Raw genomic sequence first — 24,335 nt, forward strand, 5'->3', positions numbered from 1 at the left:
CGTACTACCGCAACCAGAGGACTAAACGCGGTCCACCTCGGTCAGCCCTTGGTCGCGCCGCCGGTGAGTCCCTTCACGAACTGCTTCTGCAGTGCCAGGTAGAAGATCAGCACCGGCAGGGTCGCCAGGAACATCAGCGCGAACACACTGCCGAGATCGGCCTGGTACTGGCCGATCGACCGGTAGATCCCGGTGGTGACCGTGGTCCCCTGGCTGGGGCCGAGGATGATCAGCGGGTCGATGAAGTCGTTCCAGATCCACACCCCGAGGAAGATCAGGACGCTCGCCGTGGCCGGGCGCAGCAGCGGGAACACGATCCGCCAGAACACCTGCCCCCTGCTCGCCCCGTCGAGCAGGGCGGCCTCTTCGAGTTCCACCGGAACCCCGCGGATGAACCCGGTGAACACGAAGACCCCGAACGGCACGTAGTACCCGACGTTGAACAGCACCAGGCCTTGCAGCGTCGCCATCATCCCGGTCAGCCGGAGCACTTCGGTGACCGGGATCAGGATCACCTGCGGCGGGATCATCAAACCCGCCAGCAGGATCAGCGCGAGCACCTTGGTCCATCGCTTGGCAGAGCGCGCCAGGTAGTGCCCGAGCATGGCCGAAAGCACCGTCAGCACGATGATCGAGAGCAGGGTGACGAGCATGCTGTTCGCCAGGCTCACCCAGAACAGGCCGTCGGGCCGGGTGAGCACGGCGTGGAGGTTGGTCAGCGTCGGTGGCAGCGGGACCGACGCCGGCTCCTGGGCGATCCGATCGCCGGGTTTGAAGACGTTGACGAGCACGTAGTACAGCGGCACGAAGAAGATCGCGCTCACCAGGATCGCCGCGGTGGGGCGCAACCAGGAAAGCCGTGAACCGTCCACTGTGGTCACAGGTCGACCTCCCGCCGCCTCAGGAACCGCAGCACGATCGTGGTCAGCGCCGCCACGATCACCAGCATCACCACGGCCATCGCGGACGCGTAGCCGACATGGTTCGCGTCGAGGCCGGTGGCGAGGACGTTGAACGCGATGGTGGCGGTGGTCCCCGAGCCCGGCCCGCCGTTGGTGACGACCTTGACGTAGTCGTAGGTCTTGAACGCCGAGATCAGCAGGACGACCGTGTTGATCGTCAACGACGGCGCGAGCAGCGGCCAGGTCACCGCGCGGAACCGCCGGACCGGCCCGGCGCCGTCGATCTCCGCCGCCTCCAGCAGTTCGGCCGGGACGCCTTGCAGGCCCGCGAGGTACACGACCACGCAGAACCCCAGCATCTGCCAGCACACGATCGACGCGACCGAGTACAGCGCGAGATCCGGATCCGACAACCAGCCCGGCGGATGGTCGACACCGATCGCGCGCAGGAAGTCGTTCACCGGGCCCCGGTCGTCGAGCAGTTTCGTCCAGATGATGCTGACCACGACCGAGCTGAGGATCACGGGCGTGAAGAACACGCTCCGCAAAGCGTTGTACAGCCAGCCTTTCCGGTCGAGCAGCAACGCGACGCCGAGACCGAGCACGTTCGGCACGACCACCACGATCACGGTCAGGATCGTGGTGACCCGGAGCGCGGTCAGGAATTGCTCGTCCTGGAACAGCAGCTTGTAGTTCTCGAAACCCACGAACTCCGAAGGCGGGTTGAACGGGTTGTGGTTCGTCAGGCTGTAGCCGAAGCTGATGAGGATCGGTGCCATGACGAAGCAGAGATAGATGAGGACACCGGGTGCGCCGAACGAGGCGAAGTGCCACACCCTCGGCAGGATCGGTTTTCTCCGCATCGTGGCGTCAGCGCGCCTTCGCCCACTCGGCGTCCAGGAACGCGCACACGTCGGCCACCGTCTTGCGGCCGGTGATGACGTCCTGGGCGGCCTGGTAGACCTTGTCCTTCATCCCCGGCAGGAGACCGTCGTCCGCGGTCTCCCAGCTGAAGGCGTTCACGACAGCGTTCTTCGCCACGGCTTCCCGGTAGAGCTCGTAGCCCGCCTTGAAGACCGGGCCCGCGTCGGACGGCGGCGTGTACCCCTTGATCGCGGGGAACAGGCCGTCGGCCTTGACCGAGGCGTCGATCTGCTCCTTGTCGAGCTGGAAGGCGAGCGCGAACTTCCTCGCCGCGTCGAGGTTCGGGGACTTGGCGTTCACGACGATGCCGCCGCCGGTGTAGGCGGGCACGACGAGTTTCCCGTCCTCGGTGGGGAAGTTGAAGACGCCGATGTCGAACGACGGCTTCTTGGCGTCGGCGCTGGCGGCGAACCAGTTGCCCATCGGGTACATCGCGCCTTCGCCGTCGAGGAACGCCGCTTCGGTCGCCGAGTAGTCCCGCGAGACCTGCGTCTTGTCGACGTAGCCCTTGGCCACCAGGTCGGCGAACTTGCCGAACGCCTGCTGGAAGGCCGGGTCGGAGAACTTGACCTTGTCGGCCCGCCGTTGGGAAAGCCAGTCCGGGGTCTTGCCGTAGACCTCGACACTGACCAGTCCGTCCAGCAGCATCGCGGACGGAAACCCCTCCTTGCCGCCGCCGATGGTGAACGGCGTGATGCCCTTCGCTTTCAGTTTCTCGGACGCGGCAAGGAGTTCACTCCAGGTCTTCGGTGCCGACGCGATCCCGGCGTCGGCGAAGAGCTTCTTGTTGTAGTAGATCGGCGGGATGGTCTGAGTGTTGGCGGGCAACTGGTGGTGCCCGCCCTTGATCGGGTTGGCGGCCGGGAACTGGAAGTCCTTGAGCTCTTCGGGCGTCCACGCGTAGAGGTTGCCCGATTCGGCGAAACCGGCCGAGTCGACGGCGATGGCGACGTCGGGGAACTGCCCGGACTGCAGCAGTTGCTTGGCGTACCCGGTGCGATCGGTCGACGGGGCGACCAGCTTTTTCACGGTGAGACCGGGATTCCGGTCCGTCACGCGTTTGATGGCGGCGTCCCAGTAGGACGGCGGCAGGTTCGGTGTTTCGAACGTCAGGAAGGAGATCTCGCCGCCGGAAGCCCCCGTCCCGCCGCCGACCGCGCAGCCGGTGAGGCTCGCGGCGACGAGTAGTACCGCTCCCAACGCGAAGGACCTTTTCATGCCCCAGTCACCCTTCTCGCGGCGATGCACGGCGTCTCAGCTGCGACGGCATTCGATCGGATGTCTAGGGCGATGTCAAGCGGCTGGACGCGACTTATGGCACCCGAAACGGGCGATACATCTGATCTATCGGCTGGCTCAGAGCTTGCTCAGCCGGATCACCACACTGGCGAAATCACCCTCCGGCAGGCCCGCCATCAGGCCGTGTGCCAGGAGTGCGGCGCCGTGCCACACCTTCCCGGTGTCCTCGTCACGGTAGCGGGCGGCGGGGTCGAGACCGTCGAGCCGGACCGGTCGTTCGGGAGTGGGGAAATGTGCCGCTTGCCGGAACACGAACACGACCGCGCGCCCGCCGTCGGCCGCGACGTACTGCAAGGCGGAAACCCCGTCGGTGGACGGCGGAACGAGCCGGTACAGCCTGCCGTGCTGGACGACCGGCCGGATCTCCTTGTACAGCGCGATCTGTTCGCGGGCGTAGGCGAGGTCGTCCGCGGGCCACTTGACGATGTCGCCGCCGATGCCGAGCACTCCCGCCATCGCGACGTGGAACCGGAACCGCAGCGGGGTGGAGCGGTGGGTGACGAAGTTGGGGTCGTCGGTGACCCAGGCCGCCATCGCGCGTGCCGGGTACACCTGGCCGTAGCCGTGCTGGATGACGAGCCTGTCGAGCGCGTCGGTGTTGTCGGAGGTCCAGACCTGGTCCGTCCTGGCCATGATCCCGAGATCGATCCGCCCGCCACCGCCGCTGCAGGCTTCGATGCGCAGGCCGGGATGCCCGGCGCGCAGCCGGTCCATGATCCGGTAGACCGCGCGGGTGTGCTCCACCCACAGCCGGTCCGGGTCGTCGTCGGCGGGCCAGCCCGCTTCGCTGAACGGGCGGTTCATGTCCCATTTCAGGAAGTCGATCCCGTGCTCGCCGACCAGGGCGTCGAGGCTGCCGAACGCCCATTCGGCGACGTCCGGCCGGGCGAAGTTGAGGACCAGCTGCTGCCGCAGTTCGGAACGTGTCCTTTGTGGATAGTGCAGGACCCAGTCCGGATGCGCGCGGTAGAGGTCGCTGTCCGGATTGACCATCTCGGGTTCGACCCAGAGCCCGAACTGCATGCCGAGCCGGTGCACCTCGCCGATGAGCGGTCCGAGGCCGCCGGGGAACTTGTCGCGGTTGACGTGCCAGTCGCCGAGTCCGGCGTGGTCGTTGTTCCGCGCGCCGAACCAGCCGTCGTCCATCACGAACAGTTCGACACCGAGGGCGGCCGCCTGTTCCGCCAGTGCGCGCTGGCCCGCTTCGGTGACGTCGAAACCCGTTGCCTCCCAGGAGTTGTAGAGCACGGGCCGGAGTTCGCCGGGGTGCGGGAGGACGTGGCCGATCGTGTACGCGTGCCAGGCGCGGCTCGCGGCGCCGAATCCGCCTTCGGTGTAGAGCCCGGCGAAGACAGGCGTGGTCAGCGTGTCGCCGGGGGAGAGGCGGGGGACGACGCCGTCCTGGCCGAAGCCGCCGGTCACGGTGAGGCGGCCGGTGGACGAGCGGGTGGTGGTGATCCGCCACGAACCGCTCCACGCGAGCGCGGCGCTGTAGACCTCGCCGTGGCGCTCGGTCGCTTCGCCGTCGTCGAGCATCACCCACGGATTGGCGTGATGACCGGTGATCCCGCGCCTGCTGCCGAACGTGGTCTCGCCGTGGGGCACCGGCTCCCGGAGCACTTGGCTCTCGGCGGCCCAACGGCCGGTGACATGACTGATCCGGTAGTCCGGCCGCGCCGGCACGACCCAGGTCGCGGAGTCGGCCCGGATGACCTCGATCGGGTCTTCCGTGCCGTCGTGGGTGAGTTCGGTCCAGCGCTCGATGACGTCGGTGCCCGCCGGGACGCGATAGCCGAGCGTGATGCGCAGGGGGTAGTGGCGATCGCGGAAGTGGACGCGCAGCACCCCGTCGTCGATGTCGTGGGAGAGGTACCGCCATTCGAGGGCTCGGGTCCCGTCGGCGAACCGGACCTGGAGCGCGGGGGTCCAGTAGCGGGTCCCGCCGTCGGCGGCGAGTTCGTCCAGTCCCTCGTCGGGATCGTTGAAGGCGTCCCAGCGCGCTTTGGTCCGGGGGAGGACGTCGGCGAGCTGGTCTGAGGTGAGCGCCGGGCCCCAATAGACGTGGGAGGGCGTGTCGTCCTCGGTCAGCCTGAGGGCGTAGCTCGTCGCCGCCGTGCGGATGAGCCAGGAACGGGTGCTCTCGTCGAAAACGATCTCGGCCACGGGGCCATCCTGGTGCCGAATGGTGACAGGGGCCAGGCGGCTTCCGCTTAGCGGTACATCGGGTGGTGGGTCTCGTGAGTGGTAAGGACGGTTCTAACCGTCCTTACCACTCACGAGACGGGACCGGGCGCGGTCAGCCACCGACCTTCGCGATCGCCACGAAATGCTCCGGCCGCACCCGCACGAGCACCTTCCCCGGTGAGGTCGCGTAGGCCAGCCAGCCCTCCATCGCCTCCTGCCCGGCCTCCCCGAGGTACCGCCGCGCGATCAGCTCCGAACCCGCGCGCACCCCGTCGGGATCGGAAACGATCTCCGCGACACCCTCGACGCTCACGAACGAGTACGGCGGAAGCGGGTCGTCGGCGACCACCGACACGCGCGGATTCTCCTTGAGCGCCTTGCCTTTGACGGTGTCCGCGCCCAGATTGACCAGGATGTCGTCCCCGTCCAGGGCGAACCAGACGGGGACCGCGTGCGGCCTGCCGTCCGGGCGGACCGTCGCGAAGACGGCGGTGCGGGTGCCTTCGGCGAGAAAGGCGCGGCGCTGCTCGTCGGTCATCTTCTCCGGCATTGCTTCATCCCTTCAGGATCGTGTCCAGGCCGAAGGCCGGGAACAGGTGGCTGTCGAACGTGGTGAACTCCGCCGCTTTGCCGTCCACGACACGGACGAGGTCGAGTTTGAAGGCGCGGAACTCGGTGTCGCCGGGGCGGCGCAGGTACGAGGCGAACGCGGGCATCCGGTTGGCGTCGACCGCGACGGCGCGCCACTCGCCCATCGATTCGGCGATCCTGCCGTGCCTGGCGAGGTGGTCGAGCCCGATGTAGCAGTTCGGCTCCGGCGGCATGGTGACGCGGACATCGTCGCGGACCAGGCTGCTCAGCGTGGAGAAATCGCCGCTGTCGTGGGCTTCGATGAGGCGCCGGACCAGCGCCCGTTCCTCTTCGGACGGTGCCGAGGCGGACCAGTCGCCGCGCTGTTGGGGAAGGCGTTCGCGCAGGGTCGCCCGGCCGCGCTGCAGCGCGCTGTTCGCGGCGGGCACCGAGAGGTCCAGCAGGGCGGCGGTTTCACTGGCCTGCCAGCCGAGCACGTCGCGCAGGATCAGCACCGCGCGCTGCTGTGGCGGCAGCATCTGCAGGACCGCGAGGAAGGCGAGTTCGATGGTCTCCCTGGCGACGGCGAGCGCGTCCGGTCCGGCTTCGGGCGGGGCGATCTCGTCGAGCAGCCTGTCCGGATACGGCTGGATCCAGGGGACTTCGGCGAACGAGCGCAGTGACGGCACCCGCCGCTCGCTCTTGCGGATCGCGTCGAGGCACGCGTTGGTCGCGATCCGGTACAGCCACGCGCGGAAGTTCCCGCCGTCGAACGAGTCCAGCCCGCGCCAGGCGTTGAGCAGCGCGTCCTGGACGACGTCTTCCGCCTCGTCGAACGAGCCGAGCATCCGGTAGCAGTGGACGTGCAGTTCCCGCCGGTGCCGTTCGGTGAGCGCGGCGAAGGCGGATTCGTCCCCTGCCTTCGCCGCGGCGATCGTTTCGGTCATGGCGCCTCCCATCGAGTGTTCTTACCCGATGTAACGGCGCCCTCCGGCCGGACTCATCGGTCCCGCGATGACTTTTTTCGCGGGACCGATGAGTCCGCAGGTCAGGGCCGGTTGGTGAGATATCCGCCCATGGTGCGGAAGTACTCGTCGGCGGCCAGCTCGGTGCCGTCCTCGGTCCGGACCCGTTCGATGACGAGCCCGTGCGACCGGCCGCGGCGCGATTCGGGGCCTGCGACGATCACGACGCCTTCACCCTCGCGGATGAAGATCCGGCCGGGGGTTCCGCCGTAGCAGCCCACGGAAACCGAGGAACGGACGACGCGCAGCTGCTTGCCGCGGTGGTGGGTGAAGGCGTTGGGATAGGGGTCGGACTGCGCGCGCACCAGCCGCTCGATCTCCTCGGCGGGCCAGGACCAGTCGATGAGACTGTCTTCGAGGGCGCGCTTGTGGAAGAAGCTGGCCTTCGACCTGTCCTGTTTGACCGGCGTGAAGTCCCCCTTCGCGATGATCTCGATGGCGTCGGTGGTGATCGGCGCGATGAGATCGACCGTCCGATGGAAGAGATCCGTCGTCGTGTCCTTCGGTCCGACCGGGACGGACCGCTGCAGCACGATGTCGCCCGCGTCGAGGTCCGCGTCCATCATGTGGGCGGTGAGACCCACTTCCGGCTCGCCGTTGATGAGCGCCCAGATCAGCGGCGAGAAGCCGGCGTAGGCGGGCAGCAGCGAGTCGTGGACGTTCAGCGTGCCGTGGCGCGGCATCTCGAAGATCTCGGGCGGCAGCCAGGTGCGCCAGTTGTTGGCCACGATCAGGTCGAGATCGGCTTCTTTCAGCTCCGCCAGCAGTTCCGCGTCGTCGGGGCGCTGACGCAGCAGCGCGCGGATCCCGTTGGCCTCGGCGAGATCCGCGACGGAGTCGGACCAGATCTTCTCGTAGGCGTGGTCACTCTTCGGGTGGGTGACGACGAGGGCGACCTCGTGGCCCGCGTCGATCAACGCCCGCAGGGTGCGGTGTCCCCAGGTCTGGTATCCGAACATGGCGACCCGCATGGGACCGGCCTCCTCCTGGTCGAGGGATGAACATCACCACTGAAAGTACTAGTTGAGCCTCACCTAACTTAGGTTAGGGTTCCCTGGTCTTCATAGCGAGCTAACGAGATGCGGCTGAGCCGCGCAAGGGGTTCACGATGGCACGAGCAGTGGTCGGCGAACGGGTTCCGGTCTACGACGTGGTCGGAGTCGGGTTCGGGCCGTCGAACCTGGCGCTCGCCATCGCCGTCACCGAACACAACGCCACGCCGGGAGCGGAGACCGTCACGGCTCACTTCCTCGAGCGTCAGGCGCGTTTCGGCTGGCACCGCGGGATGCTGATCGACAACGCCACCATGCAGGTCTCCTTCCTCAAGGACCTGGCGACGATGCGGAACCCGACGAGTTCCTTCAGTTTCCTGTCGTACCTGCACAGCAAGGACCGGCTGGTCGACTTCATCAACCACAAGAACCTGTTCCCGTTGCGGATCGAGTTCCACGACTACTTCGAATGGGCGGCGGAGAAGGTCGACGACCTGGTTTCCTATGGCACCGAAGTGCTTTCCGTCACGCCGGTCTTCGACGGCGACGAGATCGTGTTCTTCGACGTCCACGCCCGCACCGACGGTGAACTGGTGAACCTGCGCGCCCGCAACCTGGTGATGGGCACCGGGCTGCGGCCGAACCTTCCCGAAGGTGTGACGCCGGGCACCCGGATCTGGCACAACAGCGAGATGCTGCACCGCCTCGAGGGCATGGCCGCCGAAGAACCACGCCGGTTCGTCGTGGTCGGCGCCGGCCAGAGCGCGGCGGAGGTCAGCGCGCTGCTGCACGACCGCTTTCCCCGGGCCGAGGTGTGCGCGGTGTTCGCGCGCTACGGCTACAGCCCGGCCGACGACAGCGCGTTCGCCAACCGGATCTTCGACCCCGAGGCGGTCGGGCGGTTCTACGCGGCGCCGGAAGCGGTCAAGGAGCGCCTGATGCGCTACCACGGCGCGACCAACTATTCGGCCGTGGACATCGACCTGATCGACGACCTCTACCGCCGTGTCTACCGCGAGAAGGTGCAGGGGATCGAGCGGCTGAAGCTGATCAACGTCTCCCGTCCCACCGAAGTCACCGACACCGGTTCCGAGGTCCGGGTCACCATCGAGGCGCTGGAGACCGGGGAGCGGACCCGGCTGGACGCCGATTTCGTCGTGTACGCCACCGGGTACAGCCCGGCGGATCCGACCCCGTTGCTCGGCGAGCTCGCCTCCGCGTGCCTCCGTGACGACGAGGGCAGGCTCCGGATCGAACGCGACTACCGGATCGTCACCGAACCGCCGCTGGACGGCGGGATCTACCTGCAGGGCGGCACCGAGCACTCGCACGGCATCACGTCTTCGCTGCTGTCCAACACCGCCGTCCGGGTCGGCGAGATCCTGGAGTCCATTGTGGACCGGCGCACCGCCGGCGCGTCCCGGCCCGAGTACGCGGTGAGCGGCATCGGGCCCGCCTGACCCGGCCGGGGCTGATTCACCGGATACACACGAGGAGAACAAGGCATGACGAATCCGTTCGAGAACCCCGACGGCACGTATCTGGTGCTGGTCAACGACGAGGGGCAGCACAGCCTGTGGCCCGAGTTCGTCGAGGTCCCGGCGGGCTGGACCACGAAGTTCGGCCCGGCCTCGCGTCCGGAGTGCCTCGAGTACGTCGAGACCAACTGGACCGACCTGCGGCCCGCTTCGCTCGTCAAGGCCATGGAGTCCTGACCCTGCTGGATTTTGCGTGCGAGTGTTCGCAAGTTCGCGACACCCGGACTGGCTGGCGCGTCCCTCACGACGACTCGGCCCGCCACGCCACTGCCACTCTGGCTCCCTCTGCGGTACATGAAGGCCCCCTTCCTTGCGCCTAGGTACAGGAAGGGGGCCTTCATGTACTCGGGAAAGGAGGCCTTCACGGACCTGCGACCGACTCCAGCCACAAACAGGACTAAATGCGGGGGCGGCAAAGACCCACAGCACGAAACAGGGCCGCGAGCGGAAAGCTCGCGGCCCTGTTCCTGCCCGAAACGGCTCAGGAAGCGGGTTTCACCTCGGTCGTCGGGTCGCCGTCGACAGCGGCGGCGAGCTGCGGGACGATCCGGTCGACCACGTACGGCAGGCTCAGCACAGTCACGAAGGAGACGGCGCTGCCGTAGGTGCCTTCGTTCTCGATCAAGATCTCACGCTTTTCCTTCGCCACCTTCAGGCCGGTGTAGAGCGCGTCCTTGCCGAAGATCTCCTGCGCCTTGGCCGGGGTGTCGATGAGCCACACGAGCGCGTCGCGGTCGAGCAGGTCGGTCCGTTCGGCGCTGATGCTCTTGCCGAACTTGTCGCCGATCGCGGCGTCGAGGTCGGCGGGCATCTTGAAGCCGAGTGATTCGAGGATGCGCGAGCGCGGGTCCTGGCTGCCGTAGACGAAGTAGCCCTCGTAGGTCGAGGCCATCAGGGCAGACTTGCCCGCGAACTCCGGGTGCTCCTTGCGGACCTGGGCGAACTTGTCCTCGACGCCCTTGACCAGTTCGTTCGCCTTGGTCGCGCGCCCGACGGCCTGGCCGACCTTCTTGGTCGCCTCCTGCCACGGGATGCCGTAGTCGTTGTACTCCTTGGGCTGCGCGACGACCGGGACGCCGATCTGGCCCAGTTTGTCGTACTGCTCCTTGGTGAGCCCGGAGTACAGCGCGATGATCAGGTCCGGCTTGAGCGCGGCGATCTTCTCGTACTGCGGTCCGTCGACGTCCTTGAGGACCTCGGGCAGTGCGGCGCCACCGAGCTTGTCGGTCGCCCACGGGGCGATGGTGCCGGGGAACTTGCCGAGCCACTCCGTGACCCCGACCGGGACCACGCCGAGGGCGAGCAGCGCGTCCTGCTCGGTCAGGCCGACCGTGACGACGCGTTTGGGCTCCTGGGTGATGGTGGTGCTGCCGTACTTGTGCTCGATCGTGGTCGGGAACGCGTTCGCGTCGACGGCGCCGCCCGCGGAGTTCTGCGCGGCCGGGGTGGCCGACTCTCCGCCACCTCCGCATGCGGTGAGCGTGGCGGCCAGCACCAGGGTGGACGCCAGCACGCCGGCGGTCTTCAGGCGCCCCCGCGCAGCGGAGAGGGTGGAGATTCGGGCCATCGTCCGTCCTTCTTGATCGGTGACCCGGCGAAATGCCGGATTAATCGAAATTCAGGTTTGGCTAACCTAAGACGCCGAACGGCCGATTGCAACCGGCGACGCTGCGTCCCGTGTCACGTCCGTGAACGGTTGTCAGACCAGGCCGCCCAAAGCGTTGCGTACTGACCACCGGAGGCCACGAGCTCGTCGTGCGTCCCGCTTTCGACGACCACGCCCGCGTCGAGCACGACGACACGATCCGAGGCCGCCGCCTGCGTCAGCCGGTGCGCGACGACGAGACCGGTCCGGCCTTCGAGTGCGGCGGCCGCGGCGGCTTCGAGGGTTTTCGCGCCCGCGCTTCCGGCTTCGGCGGTGGCCTCGTCGAGGATCGCGATCGGCGGGTCCGCGAGGACCAGCCTGGCCAGCGCCAGCTGTTGGGACTGGGTGACGGTCAGCTGATGCCCGCCTTCGCCGACCACGGTCGCGAGACCTTCGCCCAACGCCTCGGCCCACCCGCGCGCGCCGACTTTTTCCAGTGCCGCCAGCAGTTCCGCGTCCGACGCGCCGGGCCTGGCCAGGCGGAGGTCGTCCGACAGCGAACCGGCGAAGACGTGCACCTCCTGGCTGATCAGCGCGACGGCCTGCCGGGTGGCGGACGGCCCGAGTTCGTCGAGCAAGACCCCGCCGACGGAGACCGTGCCCGACCCCGGGGTGTGGATCCCGGCGATCAGCTTGGCCAGCGTCGTCTTCCCGGCTCCGCTCGCGCCGACCAGCGCGACCCGCTCGCCGGGGGCGAGGCTCAGGTCGACGTCGCGCAGTACCGGGTGCCCGTCCACATAGGAATGGGAAACCCCGGCCGCCTTCACCGACGCGTCAAGGGGTTTCGCGGGCCGTTCGGGCTCGCGCGGGGCAGGCAGGTCGGCGACGCCGATCAGCCGGGCGAGGCTCGCGGCGGCCGCCTGCGCGTCGTCCACCAGCGCCAGCGCGGTGTTGATCGGGCCGAACAGGCTGTGGAAGTACAGTGCCGCCGCCGTCGCCGCGCCGATGGTCACCGCGTCGGCGCCCACCAGCAGGAAACCGGCCGCGAGCACCGCCGAGAGGCCGACGAACTCGGCGAGGTTCAGCCGGGCGAAGAACGTCGTCATCAGCCGGACGCCGCGCAGCATCAGCTCCATCGCGCCCTCGGACCGCTGCCGGACCCGCTCCACGTGGGCGTCGGCGAGCCGGAACGCGCGGACGGTCTTCGCGCCGCCGATCGTGTCGAGCAGTTGCTGCTGCTGCGATCCCGTCGCGATCCGCTGCTTCGCGTACAACGGGACGGCGTTGCGGACGTACCAGCGCACGGTGTGCAGCTGGATCGGCGTCGCCAGCAGCGCGGCCAGGAGGAATCGCCAGTCGAGGACGGCGAGGGCGCCGAGCGTCAGCACGATGGTGAGGGCCGAGCGGCCGAGCTCGGGCAAGGCGTCGCGGACCGCCCTCGCGACCACCGTGACGTCGTTGGTGACCCGCGCGGTCAGGTCGCCGGAGCCCGCGCGTTCGACCTGCTCGAGAGGCAGGCTCAAGGCCCTGTCGACGAACCGCTCGCGCAGTTCCGCCAGCAGTGTTTCGCCGAGCCTCGCGGTCAGCGAGACACCCACCGCCGTCGCGATCGCCTGCGCGACGGCGACCAGGACGAGCGCGACCACCGGGGTGGTCAGCTCGGTCGCGGGGCGCTTCTCGACGACGAGATCGACGATCTGACCGAGCAGGCGGGCGGTGAGCAGCCCGATCGCGGTCGCGCCGACGAGCATCGTGAGCGCGCCGGCGGCACGGCCCTTCGAGGTGCGGAGCAGTTCGCCGAGGACGGCGCGGATCCGCTTGCCGTCGGCGGTGGGGAGGAGTTCGCGGGTCATGACAGCACCGCCGCGCGGTAGTCGGCGCGATCGCGGGCGAGGTCGGCGTGGCCGCCTTCACCCGTGACCCGGCCGCCGTCGAGGACGACGACGCGGTCGGTGACGGCGAGGAGGGCGGGACTCGTGGTCACCAGGATCGTGGTCCGTCCTTGTCGTAGCCGGGCGAGCCCGGTGGCGATCTTCGCCTCGGTCACCGTGTCCACCGCCGTGGTCGGGTCGTGGACGACGAGCACCGGCGCGTCCGCGGCGAGCGCGCGGGCGAGGGCGACGCGCTGCCGCTGGCCGCCGGAAAGGGAGCGCCCGCGTTCGGTGACCGCGGTCGCGGTGCCGTCCGGCAACGCCGCCGCGACCTCGTCCGCCGCCGAAGCGGCCAAGACCTCGTCGGAAGAGACGCCACCGGCGTGGACGTTCTCCGCCAGCGTTCCTTCGAACAGGTCCGCGTCGTGCGCGGCGACCAGGACGACTTCCCGGACGCGCTCGGGGTCCACAGTGGACAGGTCGACGCCGTCGACGTGGACCTTGCCCTCGGCGGGATCGCCCGCGCGGCCGAGGCAGTCGAGCAGGTCGGTCGCGGTGGCCGGGTCGGTGGCGACGACGCCGATCAGCTGACCGGCGGGGATTTCGAGGTCGACACCGCGGAGGCTGCCGTACGAGACCTCGGTGAAGCGGACGTTCTCGGTGGCGGGCGAGGGGAGTTCGCCGTCACCGGCCTCGACCGCGGTCGGCGTGGTCAGCAGGCCGGCGACCCGGGACGCCGAGGCGCGGCCCAGGGCCAGTTCGCCGTTGACCCATCCGAAGATCAGGAACGGGGTGAGCAGGAACTGGGCGAGCCCGACAGCCGCGACGAGGTCGCCGACGCTGATCGACCCCGACGACGCGAGGTTCCCGCCGACCAGGGCGACGATCGCGATGAAGATCCCGGTCAGCGCGAGTACCGCGCCGTCGTGCCAGGCCTTGGCCCGCGCGGCGCGCAAGGTCGCCTGGAGCGAGTTCTGGCTCGTTTCGCGATAGCGGGCGACGGCGGCCGGTTCGGCCCCGATGCCTTTGAGGACCCGCAGGCCGGAGACTAGATCCGTGGCGACCCCCGAAGCGTGCGCCGACCGCTCCTGTTCGGCTTCGCTGCGACGTTCCAGCGGCTTGCCGATCAGATGCGCGAGGTACAGCAACGGAGGTGTGCCCAGAAGGACCAGGAGGCCCAGCGGCAGCGAGATGCGCAGCAGGGCGACGGCGCTGACCAGGACACCGGCGAGCGCGGCGATCCCGAACGGCAGCGCCGCGTTCACGACCCCGACCCGTTGCGCGTCGCTGGTGCCGATGTCGACCAGTTCGCCCGCCAGCTTGCCGCTTTCGGCGCCGCCACCGGGATGCAGGACGCGCCTGCTGATCGCGAGACGGATGTCGTGCGCCGCCCGGAGCGAGGCGCTTTCGGCCGCGCGCGCGGCGAACCGGTAGCTATAGGACAGTCCCGCGAAGACCACGCCGAGTACGGCGAGCCAGAACACGAGCGTGCCCGCCGAACCGCCGGCGACGGCCTGGTCGATGACCACGCCGATGATCACCGGGACGAGTGCTTCACCGCCTTGATGGCAGGCGGCGAGCACGGATGCGAGGGTGACTTGCCGTCGCTGCCCGGAAATCGCCTGGCGCAGAACGCTCCGGCTGGTGGTGGCCGTTGCGGGCACCGGCGCCTCCGTTCTCTTTCGTGAGTGGGTGAACCTGCCCCGGCTCCGCCAACTGGCCCAGGGGTAGGTAAGGCTAGTCTAAGTAGGTAGCTCGTTGAGGTGAACTCCGGCGTTCGGTCAGCTCGCCTCGTTCGAAGGAGGATCCGTGGTCGTCACCGAACGCGCGCCCTCGGCGACGTCCCCGCAGAGCACGGCGGCGCGGACGTTCCGCGCGGGCGGTCTGGTGCTCGGGCTCGCCCTGCTGGCGCTCGTGTTCCTGCTCAGCATCTGGGTGGGGTCGAAGAGCATCCCGTTCACCTCCACCTGGTCGGTGCTGTGGCACAACGACGGCTCGACCGACGCGGTGATCATCCACGACCTCCGCATCCCGCGGACCCTGCTGGGGGTCGTCGTCGGCGCGGCGTTCGGCCTGGCGGGCGCGGTGATGCAGGCGCTCACCCGGAACCCGCTCGCCGACCCCGGCCTGCTCGGGGTCAACACCGGCGCCGCGGCCGCGGTCGTCTCGGGGATCGCCTTCGTCGGTGTCACCAGCGTGCTCGGCTACATCTGGTTCGCCTTCGCGGGCGCGGCGCTCGCCTCGGTCCTGGTGTACGTCCTCGGCTCGGCCGGGCGCAGCGCCACCCCGGATCGCCTCGTGCTCGCCGGTTCGGCCGTGATGGCGGTGCTCCAGGCCTACATCGTCGGTGTCCTGCTGCTGATGCCCGAGACGTTCAACCAGTTCCGGTTCTGGAACGTCGGCTCGCTCAGCGGCCGGAAATGGGACGTGTTCTGGCAGATCTCGCCGTTCGTGGTGATCGGCGCGATCATCGCGCTGCTGCTCGCCCGGCCGCTCAACGTCCTCGCGCTCGGAGACCAGACCGGCAAGGCCCTCGGCGCCCACGTCGGCCGCACCCGGGTGCTCGGCGCGATCGTGGTGATGCTGCTCTGCGGCGCGGGCACCGCGGCCATCGGTCCGGTCCTGTTCCTCGGTCTCGCCGTGCCGCACGCCGCGCGCCTGCTGGTCGGCCCGGATCAGCGCTGGGTCCTGCCGTACTCGATGCTGCTCGCGCCGATCGCGCTGATCGGCGCCGACGTCGTCGGCCGCGTGCTGAACCCGCCGGAGGAACTGCAGGCGGGCATCGTGGTCGCGTTCCTCGGGGCGCCGGTGTTCATCGCGCTCTGCCGACGCAGGAAGCTGGCCCGGCTGTGACCGCGATCAAGGAGCACCCACCGATGAGCACCCGCGTCCTGCGCACCCCGGGCGGCGGACTTTCCCTGCGGGTCACCCCGAGGGCGGCGATCGTCGTCGTCGTGCTGGCCGTCGCCGTGTTCTTCGTCGGCGCGGTCAGCATGACCACCGGCGACTACCCGCTGTCCGTCGGCGAGGTCATCCAGACGCTGTTCGGTTTCGGCGACCGGAGCACCGAGTTCATCGTGACCACCCTGCGGCTGCCGCGGCTGCTGACCGCGTTGCTGGTCGGCGGCGCGCTCGCGGTCAGTGGCGCGATCCTGCAGAGTCTTTCCGGGAATCCCTTGGGCAGCCCCGATTTCATCGGCTTCACCGAAGGCGCCGCCGCCGGCGCGCTGCTGACGATCATCGTGGTGCACGGCGGGATGCTCCAGGTTTCGTTCGGCGCGCTGGTCGGCGGAGTGGTGACAGCCGCACTGATCGCGCTGCTCGCGTTCAAACGCGGCGTGCACGCGTTCCGGCTGATCCTCGTCGGGATCGGCGTGAACGTGATGCTCATCGCGTTCAACTCCTACCTGATCACCAGGGCCGCCCAGCAGGACGGCCTGGCGGCGCAGGCCTGGCTGGTCGGCGGGCTGAACGGACGCGGCTGGGAGCACGTCGTCCCGGTGGCGATCGCGATCGCCGTCCTGCTCCCGCCCGCCTTCGTCTACGGCAGAAGGCTTTCCCTGCTGGAGATGGGCGACGACTCGGCCAAGGGGCTCGGCGTGCCGGTCGAACGGAGCAGGCTGGTGCTTCTCGGTGTCAGCGTCGGGTTGTGTTCGATCGCGACGGCGGCCGCCGGTCCGATCGCGTTCCTGGCCCTCGCCGCGCCTCAGCTGGCGAAACGGCTCACGCGCTCGTCCGGACCAGGGCTCGCCGCGGCCGCGCTGATGGGCATGCTTCTGCTGGTGACGAGCGACCTGATCACCCAGCAGTTGTTCGCCGGGCTGCCCGTCGGTCTCGTGACCGGGGCGATCGGCGGGCTGTACCTGGCCTGGCTGCTGGTGTCCCGGCGCGGGGTCAGCCGGTCTGCGCGCTGACCGGCTCGATCGGCGCGGGTTCGCCGAAGCGGGCGAGCGCCAGCGCCGCCGAAACCGCGAGGGCGAACCCGACCACCGCCACGGCCGCGAAGCCGGGCCTCGTGGTGTCGCCCAGCACGATCACCCCGACCAGGGAAGGGAAGACGGTCTCGCCGATCACCATCATCGCGGTCGAGGTGGTGACACTGCCGCGCTGCAGCGCGGTGGCGTAGAACAACATCGCCAGCGCGCCCGCCACGGCGAGCGTGTAGGTGGCCGGGTCGGTCAGCAGGTCGAGCGGGCCGAGGCTGGTGAGCACGCGGCCGGAAAGGGCGACCACGCCGAAGCACAGCCCGGCGATCAGGCCCAGCGCCGGTGTCCGGATCCGCCGCGGCGCGCGGCCGGCGAGCATCCCGGCGGTGCCGAGCACGACCACCGCGCCGACCAGCACGAGCCGGAAACCCAGCCCGGTCGCCGCCGAGCCTTCGCTCTCCGCCGACATCCCGAGCAGCGCGAGCCCGGCGCAGACGACCGCGACCGCCGTCCACTCGCGACGTCCCAATCGGACACCGAGCGTCCGCGCCGCGACCGCCGTCACGGCGAGACTTCCCGCCAGGGCGGCCTGGACCACGAACAGCGGCAGCACGCGCAGGGCGGCGAGCTGCGCGACGAAACCGACGACGTCCAGCGCGAGGCCCGCGACGAACTTCCATTGCCGCAGCACGCGGACGAGGAGCTTGGGATCGACACGATCTTCGTCGCCCGACGTCGCTTTCGCGGCTATCGCCTGCATCACCGAAGCGACGCCGTACGCACAGGCCGCGAAGAACGCGCAGACAAGTCCCCACCACATGGAGAGTCAGCCTAGTCCTGTCCGATGTGTAAGGTGGTCGGATGTCGAACACGGGTTCGAGTGTCGCCGGGCCGGTGGACCGGTCCTGGCCGGACGCCATCGCCGAAGACGAGGCCGGGATCCAGTGGGACTTCCTGCGCTTCCTCCGCGCCACCGCCGTGAACAAGGTCGCGGGGCTGACCAGGGAACAGGCGGCCGCCACGCCGTTGCCCGCGTCCCCGCGGACGAGCGCGCTGGGCGTGCTCAAACACCTGACCGCGGTGGAGCGCTGGTGGCTTTCGATCGAGGCGGGCGGCGCAGACCTGCCGTCGCTGTGGGAAGGCTCACCGGATCCGAGCTGGGACCTGACCGACGCGGACGACCCGCGCTCGGTCGTCGAGGCCTACCGGGCCGAGTGGGCGGTTTCGGAGTCGTCGCTGGCCGGGGTCTCGCCGGACGAGCGGGCGCGCCGGTCGGGGAAGTTCACCGTCCGATGGGTGCTCGCGCACGTCCTGCAGGAGACCGCACGGCACGTCGGGCACCTGGACGTCTTGCGGGAGCTGGCCGACGGCACGGTCGGCGAATAGCGCCGTAAGGTGTGCGCATGGCTGACAGGCTGTACTTCCGGCAGTTGCTCGCGGGCCGTGACTTCGCGGTGGGGGATCCGGTCGCGACGCAGATGGTCAACTTCGCCTACCTGATCGGTGACAGGGAGACGAACGAGGCCGTCGTCGTCGACCCGGCGTACGCCGTGGGCGATCTGCTCGACCTGCTGGAATCCGACGGCATGCGGCTCACCGGCGTCCTCGCCACGCATCACCACCCCGACCACGTCGGCGGCGAGATGATGGGCTTCTCACTGCCCGGGATCGCCGAGCTGCTGGAGCGGGTCCAGGTGCCGATCCACGTCAACGGCGCGGAAGCCGAGTGGGTCCGCCGCACCACCGGCGTCTCCGGAGCCGATCTGCGCTCGCACGAGCACGACGAGATCCTCGAGGTCGGCGCGGTGCCGATCCGCCTGCTGCACACACCGGGACACACGCCCGGCAGCCAGTGCTTCCTGGTCGACGGTCGGCTCGTCTCCGGCGACACGCTGTTCCTCGAGGGCTGTGGCCGGACCGACTTCCCCGGCGGTGACGCGGACGCGATCTACCGGAGCCTGCAGTGGCTCGCCGGACTGGACGGGGATCCGGTCGTCTACCCGGGACACCAGTACTCGGCCGAACCGTCGGCGAACCTTTCACGGGTGAAGGACACGAACTTCGTGTTCCAGCCGAAGTCGCCTGCCGAATGGCGGCTGATGTTCGGCGGCTGAGCCCGGTGCCTCGTGAGTGGTAAGGACGGTTCTAACCATCCTTACCACTCACGAGGCGAGGCGGCAGGCGTCCAGATCGCGGGACGCGAGGCCCGCCGATTGACCCGGCCCGCCCCCGAAGCCGAAGCTCGGAACCGTGACGCTCAAGCTGCATTGGTTCCTGCCCACCACCGGGGACGGCCGGACGATCGTGGAGCACTTCCACGCCAACCGCGACGCGGGCGCGACCGCGGCCCGCGAGCCGAGTCTCGAGTACCTCGCCCAGGTCGCCCGCGCCGCCGAAGCCAACGGTTTCGAAGGGGTCCTGACCCCGACCGGGACCTGGTGCGAGGACGCCTGGCTGACGACCGCGGCGCTGATCCGCGAGACGAGAACCCTCAAGTTCCTGGTCGCGTTCCGGCCGGGGACGGTCTCGCCGACGCTCGCCGCGCAGATGGCCGGGACGTTCCAGCGGATCTCGCAGGGCCGCGTGCTGCTCAACGTCGTCACCGGCGGCGACGCGGTCGAGCAGCGCCGCTTCGGCGATTGGCACGACCACGACCAGCGCTACGCCCGCACCGGCGAGTTCCTCGAGATCGTGCGAGGGGTGTGGAGCGGCAAGCCGTTCGACTTCGACGGCGAGCACCTGAAAGTCGAGGGCGCGACCTCGCGCGCGGCCCCGGATCCGGTGCCGCCGATCTACTTCGGGGGATCGTCCGCGGCGGCGCTGCCGATCGCGGCCAAGCATGCCGACGTCTACCTGACCTGGGGCGAGCCGCCCGAGCAGGTCGCCGAGAAGATCGCGAAGGTCCGTGAACTCGCCGAGGAACAGGGCCGGAAGCTCCGCTTCGGCATCCGGCTGCACACGCTTTCCCGTGACACCTCGGCGGAAGCGTGGGCCGAAGCGGGCAAACTGCTGGACGCGATCGACCCCGAGCGGATCGCCCACACCCAGAAACAGCTGTCCGCCAGTGAGTCCGTCGGTCAGCAGCGGATGGCGGCGCTGAACAAGGGAAACATCGAAGGCGGCGTCCGAGGGCTGGAGATTTACCCGAACCTGTGGGCCGGGATCGGCCTGGTGCGCGGCGGCGCGGGCACTGCTCTGGTCGGCAGTCACCGTGAGGTCGCCGATCTCATCGAGGAGTACCACGCCCACGGCATCGAGGAGTTCGTCCTCTCCGGATACCCGCACCTGGAGGAGGCGTACTGGTTCGGCGAGGGCGTCCGGCCCGAGTTGGTGCGCAGGGGACTAGTCCCAGCGCTGTGAGGCGTACACGACGACGTTGTCCCGATAGGACCGTTTCGCCGCGTCGAAGCTTCCACCACAGGTGATCAACCGGAGTGCGCTCCCCGGCGCGGGCCCGTAGACGGCCTGCGTCGGGAACTCGTTCTTCGGGTAGCGCTGGACCGAGTCGACCCGGAACACGACGTCCCCGCCGTCGGACCGGGAGACCCGTACCTCGTCGCCGGAGCGCAGTTCGCGCAGCCGGAAGAAGGGCGCCGGTCCCGAGCGCGAGTCGACGTGCGCGGCGAGGACGGCGGGGCCGGGGTCGCCCGGCACCGGGCCGTCCTCGTACCAGCCGACGTCGGAGAACCGTTCGGGCGCTTGGAGTTCGCCCGCGGCGCCGAGCGCGAGCGGGATCAGCCCGGTCTGGTCGAACCCGATCGCCGGGATGGTCAGCCGGACCGGCGACACCTCGGCCCGCGCGGGCAGCGGAAGCGGGCCGGACACCGCGGGCGCGGCCGTCGCAGCCAGGGGCGGAGGGGCCGTGGCGGGCGCGCAGGCGGTGAGCGCGGCGAGTCCTAAGAGGACGAATACGACACGGTCAGCGATCATGCGCCGGGCGCCGCCGGATCGCCAGGAACGCCAGCGCGGCCAGCGCCGGAAGCGCCGCGAAAGTCCACCATGGCAAGGAATCCGAGGACGTCCCGCCGCCACCGGTCTCGACGCCGAGCTTCGGCGGGTCCGGCAGGGTGGCGCCGTCCGCGATCGGCTCGGTCTTCAGCCCGGTTCCGTTCTCCGTCACCAGCAAGCTGGTGGTCGACCCGGCCTTGACGTCCACTGTGGACTCCGACGTCGCGCTGTTGGAGGTCAGCTTCAGCGGCCAGCGTCCTTCAGGGAGGTCGATGTACGGCGTCGTGACGCCGTACGCGGCGTCGCTCGCCACGGACTTCCCGTCCGGCCCGGCGATGCTCACCGGGGTCAGCGCGGCCGAACCCTGGACGACGCGCACCCGCCCGCTGCCCGCCGCGGGCGCGGTCAGGTCGTCCTGGACCAGATCGCCTTGCAGGCCACCACCGGGTCCGTTCGCGAACACCAGCAGGGAGTACGCGCTCGCTTCCTTGATCTCGATCGTCGCGCTCAGCGCGGGCGGAGAGGACGCGGCCGCGTCGGCTGGCCGCATCGAAACGGTGTACGCGCCGGGAGCCACCGAGGAGTACGGCGTCACCGCGCCGTAGCCCGCCTTGCGGACGACGACCTTCTCCGGCTTCCCGAAAGCGGCGAAGTAGACGTCGACCGGCGGGACCTTGGGGGAGAGGTGCCCGACGCGGATCCAGCCGACACCCGGACCGGGGGCGGCGTTCGCCGTGAGCGGCACACCGCCGAGCAGCAGCAGGGCTGCGGCGAGCACGCCGGCGGGTCTCAGCAAAGCCGTGAGGGGACGCATGGCGGGGACCTTTCGTTGCCGGGATCAGGGCGCGGAGAACGGCGTGAGCAGCCCGGGCGGCGGGAACAGCGGGTACGTCACGAGCACCCCGCCCGGCACCCGGGTGACGGACGCGGGTTCGAAGGTGGCGCGCTGGCCTGTGTAGAAGTCGGCGATGGCGGCTTCGTCGTTACCGGAGACGACCAGACGGCGCAGCGGCTGACCTGCGGCGACTTCGCCGGTGGCGGAAGGGAAGTCGACCAGGCGGACGGGCTGGAACGTGGCGAGGGCGGCCACGGTGGCGATGAGCCGGGGGTCGACCTGGCCCGCGCTCAGCGCGTCGCGAGTGCGCCCCTCGCACTGAACCTGTTTCGACGACGCCAAGGCCGCACCGGCGCGGGTGCGTGCTCCGGACTCCTCGTTCTCGCCGAGCGGATCCGCGGATTCGCCGACGCGGGAGACTGTCACCGCGTCCGGTCCCGAGCCGAAGACGGCGACCTTGGCGGTACCGGCGAGAAACGCCGACGCGGCCGGGAAACGCGGTCCGTCGCGTTGTCCGGAGGCGGTCAGCACGGCCCACTCCGGGGTCGCGCAGGTCGCCGCGCAGGAGCCGATCGTGATCAGGGAACCGGTCGGCCAGCCGTGCGCGGCGAGTTCGGTCCAGCTCGCGTCGTCGACCAGGACGACGGCGCCGGAAGCGTTGTCCCGCAACCATTCCCGCGCCTGCGTGAGCGCGACCCCGCCGGACGGCGCCGAGCTCAGCCTGCTGAAACCGTGCACCCAGCCGGCGATCGAAACGAGGGTCAGCACCGCGGCCAGCACGAGAGCGGACACGGGATGTCGCATCGGGACCAGGCGGTGCCCGGCTGGCCGCCTGCCCACCGCGACCGTGGCCGCGACCTCGGCGATGAGCAGCGGCGTCAGCGGGATGAGGAGTGCGAGAGGGAGTTCGACGGGGATCGCGGGCAAGGCGAGGACAGCGGCGATCAGCAGCGCCGACACGGCGAGCGGACGGGTGCGGGGCAGGACCATCCCGGCGACGATCGCGACCATCGACAGCACGACGAACACCGGATCCAGCGCGACCCAGGCGGCGATCCCCGGTGGCCCCGGTTCGGGCAGTCCCGGGCGCAGCGCCGGGCCCGCCGGGCCGAACGCGATGCCGAGACCGAGCGTGAACACCACGGCGGTGAACGCGACCCGCGAGTCCTCCCGCCGCCGGACGAGCAGCCAGCCCGCCGCGGGCAGCGCCAGCAAGGCCAGCGGTGCCGTGAGCACGGCCGCGAGCAGGCACAACGCGGCCAGGACGTCATGCCATGGCCGTGCTCGCTCGCGGGGTGTCGCGGCGAGGACGAGGGCGGCCAGTACCCAGGTGACGGCGAGATGCTCGACGATCGCCACCCGCTGCAGCCCGATCGCGAGCGGCGACACCGCCATCAGCACGACGGCCGTGGTCGCCGCCCAGAACGGCAGGCCCAGCCGCCGCGCGAGGATCCACAGCAGGACCGCGCACAGCACGGCCGCGACGACCATCGTCTCGCGGACCGCCGTGACCGGGACGAGGTTCCGCTCGAACGCTCGCGACACCAGCGCGTACCCGGCGAGCTGCGCCCAGCCGAACGGTGACGTCCCGGTGCCACCACTGCCGGTGAAGGGAGTGAGGTGGCTCAGGGCGAACACGTGGGCGACGGTCGCCGGTTCGGTGGCGGGAGCGGGCGCCGTCGACGCCAGATCGAGGACGCGCACGCCGCCGGTGACCACGAGAAGGGTGAGGACGACGTCGATGGACAGCAGGCGCCTGGCGGCCGTCTCCACCCGGCGACGGCCGTCGATACTGGCGGGGGCTCGGCCCGGTGGCGCGTCCCCCCGGTGCTGGGCCACCCGCGAAAGCGTAGTCCCGGAATCCCGCTCCGGTAAGGGTTCGCGACTGCTCCATCCGGGCGCGAAAACCTTGCGGTCGTGGAGAATTTCTTACAAAGTACGGGACAGTGCCAACGCGGCCGTGCGCACGGCGGGCGCGACGCGGTTGGTGTGCATGCGATTCGCCCAGCCGGAGATCGACAACGCCGCCACCGCAACGCCTTTCGTGTCGAGCAACGGGCTCGCGGCGCAGACGACGCCGACGCCGGACTCCTCCCGTTCGAACGCGATCCCGTCGCCGCGCACCTTGGCGAGCTGACGGCGCAGAAGGCCGGCGGCGGTGATCGTCCGGACGCTGACGCGGGGCAATCCGGCATCGATCACTTGTGCCACAACGGATTCCGGAGAGAACGCGAGGATCGCTTTCCCGACGCCGGTGGCGTGCGCGGGAAAACGGCCACCGATCCTGGACGGCAGCGACGGTGCGTCCGGTCCGCGCAGGATGTCGAGATAGACGACCTCGGTGCCTTCCAGGACCGCGAGATGCACGGTGTTCCGGGTCGCCTCGCGAAGATCGGCGAGGTACGGGCGTGCCGCCTCGACCAGTCCACGGCGCCGTACCGCCAGTTGGCCTATCTCGAACAGCTTCAGCCCGAGCCGCAGTGCCGAGTCCTCGCGTTCGAGCAGCCCGGTCGCGACCAGGTGACCGGTGAGCCGGTGGACGGTGGACTTCGCCAGTCCGGTCCGCCGCGCCAGCTCGGAAACGCCGAGGGCGTCGTCGCCGGGACGGAAGGCCGAGAGCAGCGCGGTGACACGGGCGGCGACGAGGCCGTCCGCTCCGGTTCGTTCCGGGTCGTCGTTCCGCCCAGCGGCACGCATGGGTTGAGTGTGCCCTATCCGCTCGGGAAGCGTCACCTG

Annotated in this window: 22 protein-coding genes; 7 read left to right on the top strand and 15 right to left on the bottom strand. The window is 69.8% G+C overall.

Annotation, left to right across the window (positions count from 1 at the left end; translation table 11 throughout):
• Positions 1-41: 41 nt before the first annotated feature.
• The 7 genes from ACLJPX_RS03990 to ACLJPX_RS04020 all read right to left on the bottom strand — a co-directional run bounded on the left by ACLJPX_RS03990 (position 42) and on the right by ACLJPX_RS04020 (position 7,875).
• The gene (locus ACLJPX_RS03990) at positions 42-881 is read right to left on the bottom strand and encodes a carbohydrate ABC transporter permease (RefSeq protein ID WP_410598772.1); all 840 of its coding nucleotides are present in this window, start codon (positions 879-881) and stop codon (positions 42-44) included.
• The gene (locus tag ACLJPX_RS03995; protein WP_410598773.1) at positions 878-1,765 is read right to left on the bottom strand and encodes a carbohydrate ABC transporter permease; all 888 of its coding nucleotides are present in this window, start codon (positions 1,763-1,765) and stop codon (positions 878-880) included. The genes ACLJPX_RS03990 and ACLJPX_RS03995 overlap by 4 nt, the downstream gene beginning before the upstream one ends.
• Before the next feature lie 7 nt (positions 1,766-1,772).
• Complete coding sequence (locus ACLJPX_RS04000) at positions 1,773-3,044, bottom strand: ABC transporter substrate-binding protein (protein WP_410598774.1); 1,272 nt, start codon at positions 3,042-3,044, stop codon at positions 1,773-1,775.
• 138 nt (positions 3,045-3,182) lie between these two features.
• Positions 3,183-5,288: an alpha-galactosidase gene (locus ACLJPX_RS04005; protein WP_410598775.1), complete on the bottom strand. Its 2,106-nt coding sequence runs from the start codon at positions 5,286-5,288 to the stop codon at positions 3,183-3,185.
• A 133-nt stretch (positions 5,289-5,421) separates the two neighbouring features.
• Complete coding sequence (locus ACLJPX_RS04010) at positions 5,422-5,859, bottom strand: PPOX class F420-dependent oxidoreductase (protein WP_410598776.1); 438 nt, start codon at positions 5,857-5,859, stop codon at positions 5,422-5,424.
• Positions 5,860-5,863: 4 nt separating this feature from the next.
• Positions 5,864-6,826, bottom strand: a complete 963-nt coding sequence (locus tag ACLJPX_RS04015) for an RNA polymerase subunit sigma-70 (RefSeq protein WP_410598777.1) — start codon at positions 6,824-6,826, stop codon at positions 5,864-5,866.
• A gap of 101 nt (positions 6,827-6,927) precedes the next feature.
• Positions 6,928-7,875, bottom strand: coding sequence for a methionyl-tRNA formyltransferase (locus ACLJPX_RS04020; protein WP_410598778.1), 948 nt, complete (start codon positions 7,873-7,875; stop codon positions 6,928-6,930).
• Between the two features lie 137 nt (positions 7,876-8,012).
• Here ACLJPX_RS04020 and ACLJPX_RS04025 point away from each other — a divergent pair, with 137 nt between their 5' ends.
• Both ACLJPX_RS04025 and ACLJPX_RS04030 read left to right on the top strand, forming a co-directional pair.
• Positions 8,013-9,356, top strand: a complete 1,344-nt coding sequence (locus ACLJPX_RS04025) for a lysine N(6)-hydroxylase/L-ornithine N(5)-oxygenase family protein (protein WP_410598779.1) — start codon at positions 8,013-8,015, stop codon at positions 9,354-9,356.
• Positions 9,357-9,401: 45 nt separating this feature from the next.
• Positions 9,402-9,611, top strand: a complete 210-nt coding sequence (locus tag ACLJPX_RS04030; RefSeq protein WP_007029404.1) for an MbtH family protein — start codon at positions 9,402-9,404, stop codon at positions 9,609-9,611.
• A gap of 304 nt (positions 9,612-9,915) precedes the next feature.
• Here ACLJPX_RS04030 and ACLJPX_RS04035 read toward each other — a convergent pair whose 3' ends face one another.
• From ACLJPX_RS04035 to ACLJPX_RS04045, 3 genes are all read right to left on the bottom strand, one after another.
• The gene (locus ACLJPX_RS04035) at positions 9,916-11,001 is read right to left on the bottom strand and encodes an ABC transporter substrate-binding protein (protein WP_410598780.1); all 1,086 of its coding nucleotides are present in this window, start codon (positions 10,999-11,001) and stop codon (positions 9,916-9,918) included.
• A 113-nt stretch (positions 11,002-11,114) separates the two neighbouring features.
• Positions 11,115-12,872, bottom strand: coding sequence for an ABC transporter ATP-binding protein (locus ACLJPX_RS04040; RefSeq protein ID WP_410598781.1), 1,758 nt, complete (start codon positions 12,870-12,872; stop codon positions 11,115-11,117).
• The gene (locus ACLJPX_RS04045) at positions 12,869-14,554 is read right to left on the bottom strand and encodes an ABC transporter ATP-binding protein (RefSeq protein ID WP_410598782.1); all 1,686 of its coding nucleotides are present in this window, start codon (positions 14,552-14,554) and stop codon (positions 12,869-12,871) included. The genes ACLJPX_RS04040 and ACLJPX_RS04045 overlap by 4 nt, the downstream gene beginning before the upstream one ends.
• Before the next feature lie 145 nt (positions 14,555-14,699).
• On the opposite strand from ACLJPX_RS04045, the gene ACLJPX_RS04050 reads away from it, so the two are divergent.
• Positions 14,700-15,743 carry a FecCD family ABC transporter permease gene (locus tag ACLJPX_RS04050; RefSeq protein WP_410598783.1) on the top strand — a complete coding sequence of 348 codons (1,044 nt, stop codon included), beginning with the start codon at positions 14,700-14,702 and terminating at the stop codon, positions 15,741-15,743.
• A 23-nt stretch (positions 15,744-15,766) separates the two neighbouring features.
• Positions 15,767-16,804 (top strand): FecCD family ABC transporter permease, encoded by a 1,038-nt coding sequence (locus ACLJPX_RS04055; RefSeq protein WP_410598784.1) that lies wholly within the window; start codon positions 15,767-15,769, stop codon positions 16,802-16,804.
• Here the strand turns inward: ACLJPX_RS04055 and ACLJPX_RS04060 are convergent.
• The gene (locus tag ACLJPX_RS04060; protein WP_410598785.1) at positions 16,785-17,636 is read right to left on the bottom strand and encodes a DMT family transporter; all 852 of its coding nucleotides are present in this window, start codon (positions 17,634-17,636) and stop codon (positions 16,785-16,787) included. The genes ACLJPX_RS04055 and ACLJPX_RS04060 overlap by 20 nt on opposite strands.
• Before the next feature lie 41 nt (positions 17,637-17,677).
• On the opposite strand from ACLJPX_RS04060, the gene ACLJPX_RS04065 reads away from it, so the two are divergent.
• The 3 genes from ACLJPX_RS04065 (at position 17,678) to ACLJPX_RS04075 (ending at position 20,176) form a co-directional block, all read left to right on the top strand.
• Positions 17,678-18,202 carry a DinB family protein gene (locus ACLJPX_RS04065; RefSeq protein WP_410598786.1) on the top strand — a complete coding sequence of 175 codons (525 nt, stop codon included), beginning with the start codon at positions 17,678-17,680 and terminating at the stop codon, positions 18,200-18,202.
• Positions 18,203-18,219: 17 nt separating this feature from the next.
• Positions 18,220-18,930 (top strand): MBL fold metallo-hydrolase, encoded by a 711-nt coding sequence (locus tag ACLJPX_RS04070; protein WP_410598787.1) that lies wholly within the window; start codon positions 18,220-18,222, stop codon positions 18,928-18,930.
• A 136-nt stretch (positions 18,931-19,066) separates the two neighbouring features.
• Positions 19,067-20,176: an LLM class flavin-dependent oxidoreductase gene (locus tag ACLJPX_RS04075; RefSeq protein ID WP_410598788.1), complete on the top strand. Its 1,110-nt coding sequence runs from the start codon at positions 19,067-19,069 to the stop codon at positions 20,174-20,176.
• On the opposite strand, the gene ACLJPX_RS04080 is transcribed toward ACLJPX_RS04075, so the two are convergent.
• The 4 genes from ACLJPX_RS04080 to ACLJPX_RS04095 form a co-directional block, all read right to left on the bottom strand.
• Positions 20,159-20,746, bottom strand: coding sequence for a class F sortase (locus ACLJPX_RS04080; protein ID WP_410598789.1), 588 nt, complete (start codon positions 20,744-20,746; stop codon positions 20,159-20,161). The two genes, ACLJPX_RS04075 and ACLJPX_RS04080, sit on opposite strands and share 18 nt — an antisense overlap.
• Positions 20,736-21,578 carry a DUF4397 domain-containing protein gene (locus ACLJPX_RS04085; protein ID WP_410598790.1) on the bottom strand — a complete coding sequence of 281 codons (843 nt, stop codon included), beginning with the start codon at positions 21,576-21,578 and terminating at the stop codon, positions 20,736-20,738. Before ACLJPX_RS04085 ends, ACLJPX_RS04080 begins: the two co-directional genes overlap by 11 nt.
• Before the next feature lie 24 nt (positions 21,579-21,602).
• A complete protein-coding gene (locus tag ACLJPX_RS04090; RefSeq protein ID WP_410598791.1) occupies positions 21,603-23,438 on the bottom strand; it encodes a glycosyl transferase in 1,836 nt (611 codons plus the stop codon).
• A 90-nt stretch (positions 23,439-23,528) separates the two neighbouring features.
• Positions 23,529-24,296, bottom strand: a complete 768-nt coding sequence (locus ACLJPX_RS04095; protein ID WP_101607561.1) for an IclR family transcriptional regulator — start codon at positions 24,294-24,296, stop codon at positions 23,529-23,531.
• Positions 24,297-24,335 lie beyond the last annotated feature (39 nt).

It is taken from the genome of Amycolatopsis sp. lyj-90 (assembly GCF_046549035.1).
Taxonomy (GTDB): Bacteria; Actinomycetota; Actinomycetes; order Mycobacteriales; family Pseudonocardiaceae; genus Amycolatopsis.

Excerpts from the sequence above, each read along its gene's own strand:
- ACLJPX_RS04055 (WP_410598784.1), top strand. The coding sequence starts at position 15,767 with ATGAGCACCCGCGTCCTGCGCACCCCGGGCGGCGGACTTTCCCTGCGG.
- ACLJPX_RS03995 (WP_410598773.1), bottom strand. The coding sequence starts at position 1,765 with ATGCGGAGAAAACCGATCCTGCCGAGGGTGTGGCACTTCGCCTCGTTC.
- ACLJPX_RS04080 (WP_410598789.1), bottom strand. The coding sequence starts at position 20,746 with ATGATCGCTGACCGTGTCGTATTCGTCCTCTTAGGACTCGCCGCGCTC.
- ACLJPX_RS04070 (WP_410598787.1), top strand. The coding sequence starts at position 18,220 with ATGGCTGACAGGCTGTACTTCCGGCAGTTGCTCGCGGGCCGTGACTTC.
- ACLJPX_RS04010 (WP_410598776.1), bottom strand. The coding sequence starts at position 5,859 with ATGCCGGAGAAGATGACCGACGAGCAGCGCCGCGCCTTTCTCGCCGAA.
- ACLJPX_RS04025 (WP_410598779.1), top strand. The coding sequence starts at position 8,013 with ATGGCACGAGCAGTGGTCGGCGAACGGGTTCCGGTCTACGACGTGGTC.
- ACLJPX_RS04040 (WP_410598781.1), bottom strand. The coding sequence starts at position 12,872 with ATGACCCGCGAACTCCTCCCCACCGCCGACGGCAAGCGGATCCGCGCC.
- ACLJPX_RS04085 (WP_410598790.1), bottom strand. The coding sequence starts at position 21,578 with ATGCGTCCCCTCACGGCTTTGCTGAGACCCGCCGGCGTGCTCGCCGCA.
- ACLJPX_RS04000 (WP_410598774.1), bottom strand. The coding sequence starts at position 3,044 with ATGAAAAGGTCCTTCGCGTTGGGAGCGGTACTACTCGTCGCCGCGAGC.
- ACLJPX_RS04020 (WP_410598778.1), bottom strand. The coding sequence starts at position 7,875 with ATGCGGGTCGCCATGTTCGGATACCAGACCTGGGGACACCGCACCCTG.
- ACLJPX_RS04060 (WP_410598785.1), bottom strand. The coding sequence starts at position 17,636 with ATGTGGTGGGGACTTGTCTGCGCGTTCTTCGCGGCCTGTGCGTACGGC.
- ACLJPX_RS04030 (WP_007029404.1), top strand. The coding sequence starts at position 9,402 with ATGACGAATCCGTTCGAGAACCCCGACGGCACGTATCTGGTGCTGGTC.
- ACLJPX_RS04065 (WP_410598786.1), top strand. The coding sequence starts at position 17,678 with ATGTCGAACACGGGTTCGAGTGTCGCCGGGCCGGTGGACCGGTCCTGG.
- ACLJPX_RS04035 (WP_410598780.1), bottom strand. The coding sequence starts at position 11,001 with ATGGCCCGAATCTCCACCCTCTCCGCTGCGCGGGGGCGCCTGAAGACC.
- ACLJPX_RS04095 (WP_101607561.1), bottom strand. The coding sequence starts at position 24,296 with ATGCGTGCCGCTGGGCGGAACGACGACCCGGAACGAACCGGAGCGGAC.
- ACLJPX_RS04015 (WP_410598777.1), bottom strand. The coding sequence starts at position 6,826 with ATGACCGAAACGATCGCCGCGGCGAAGGCAGGGGACGAATCCGCCTTC.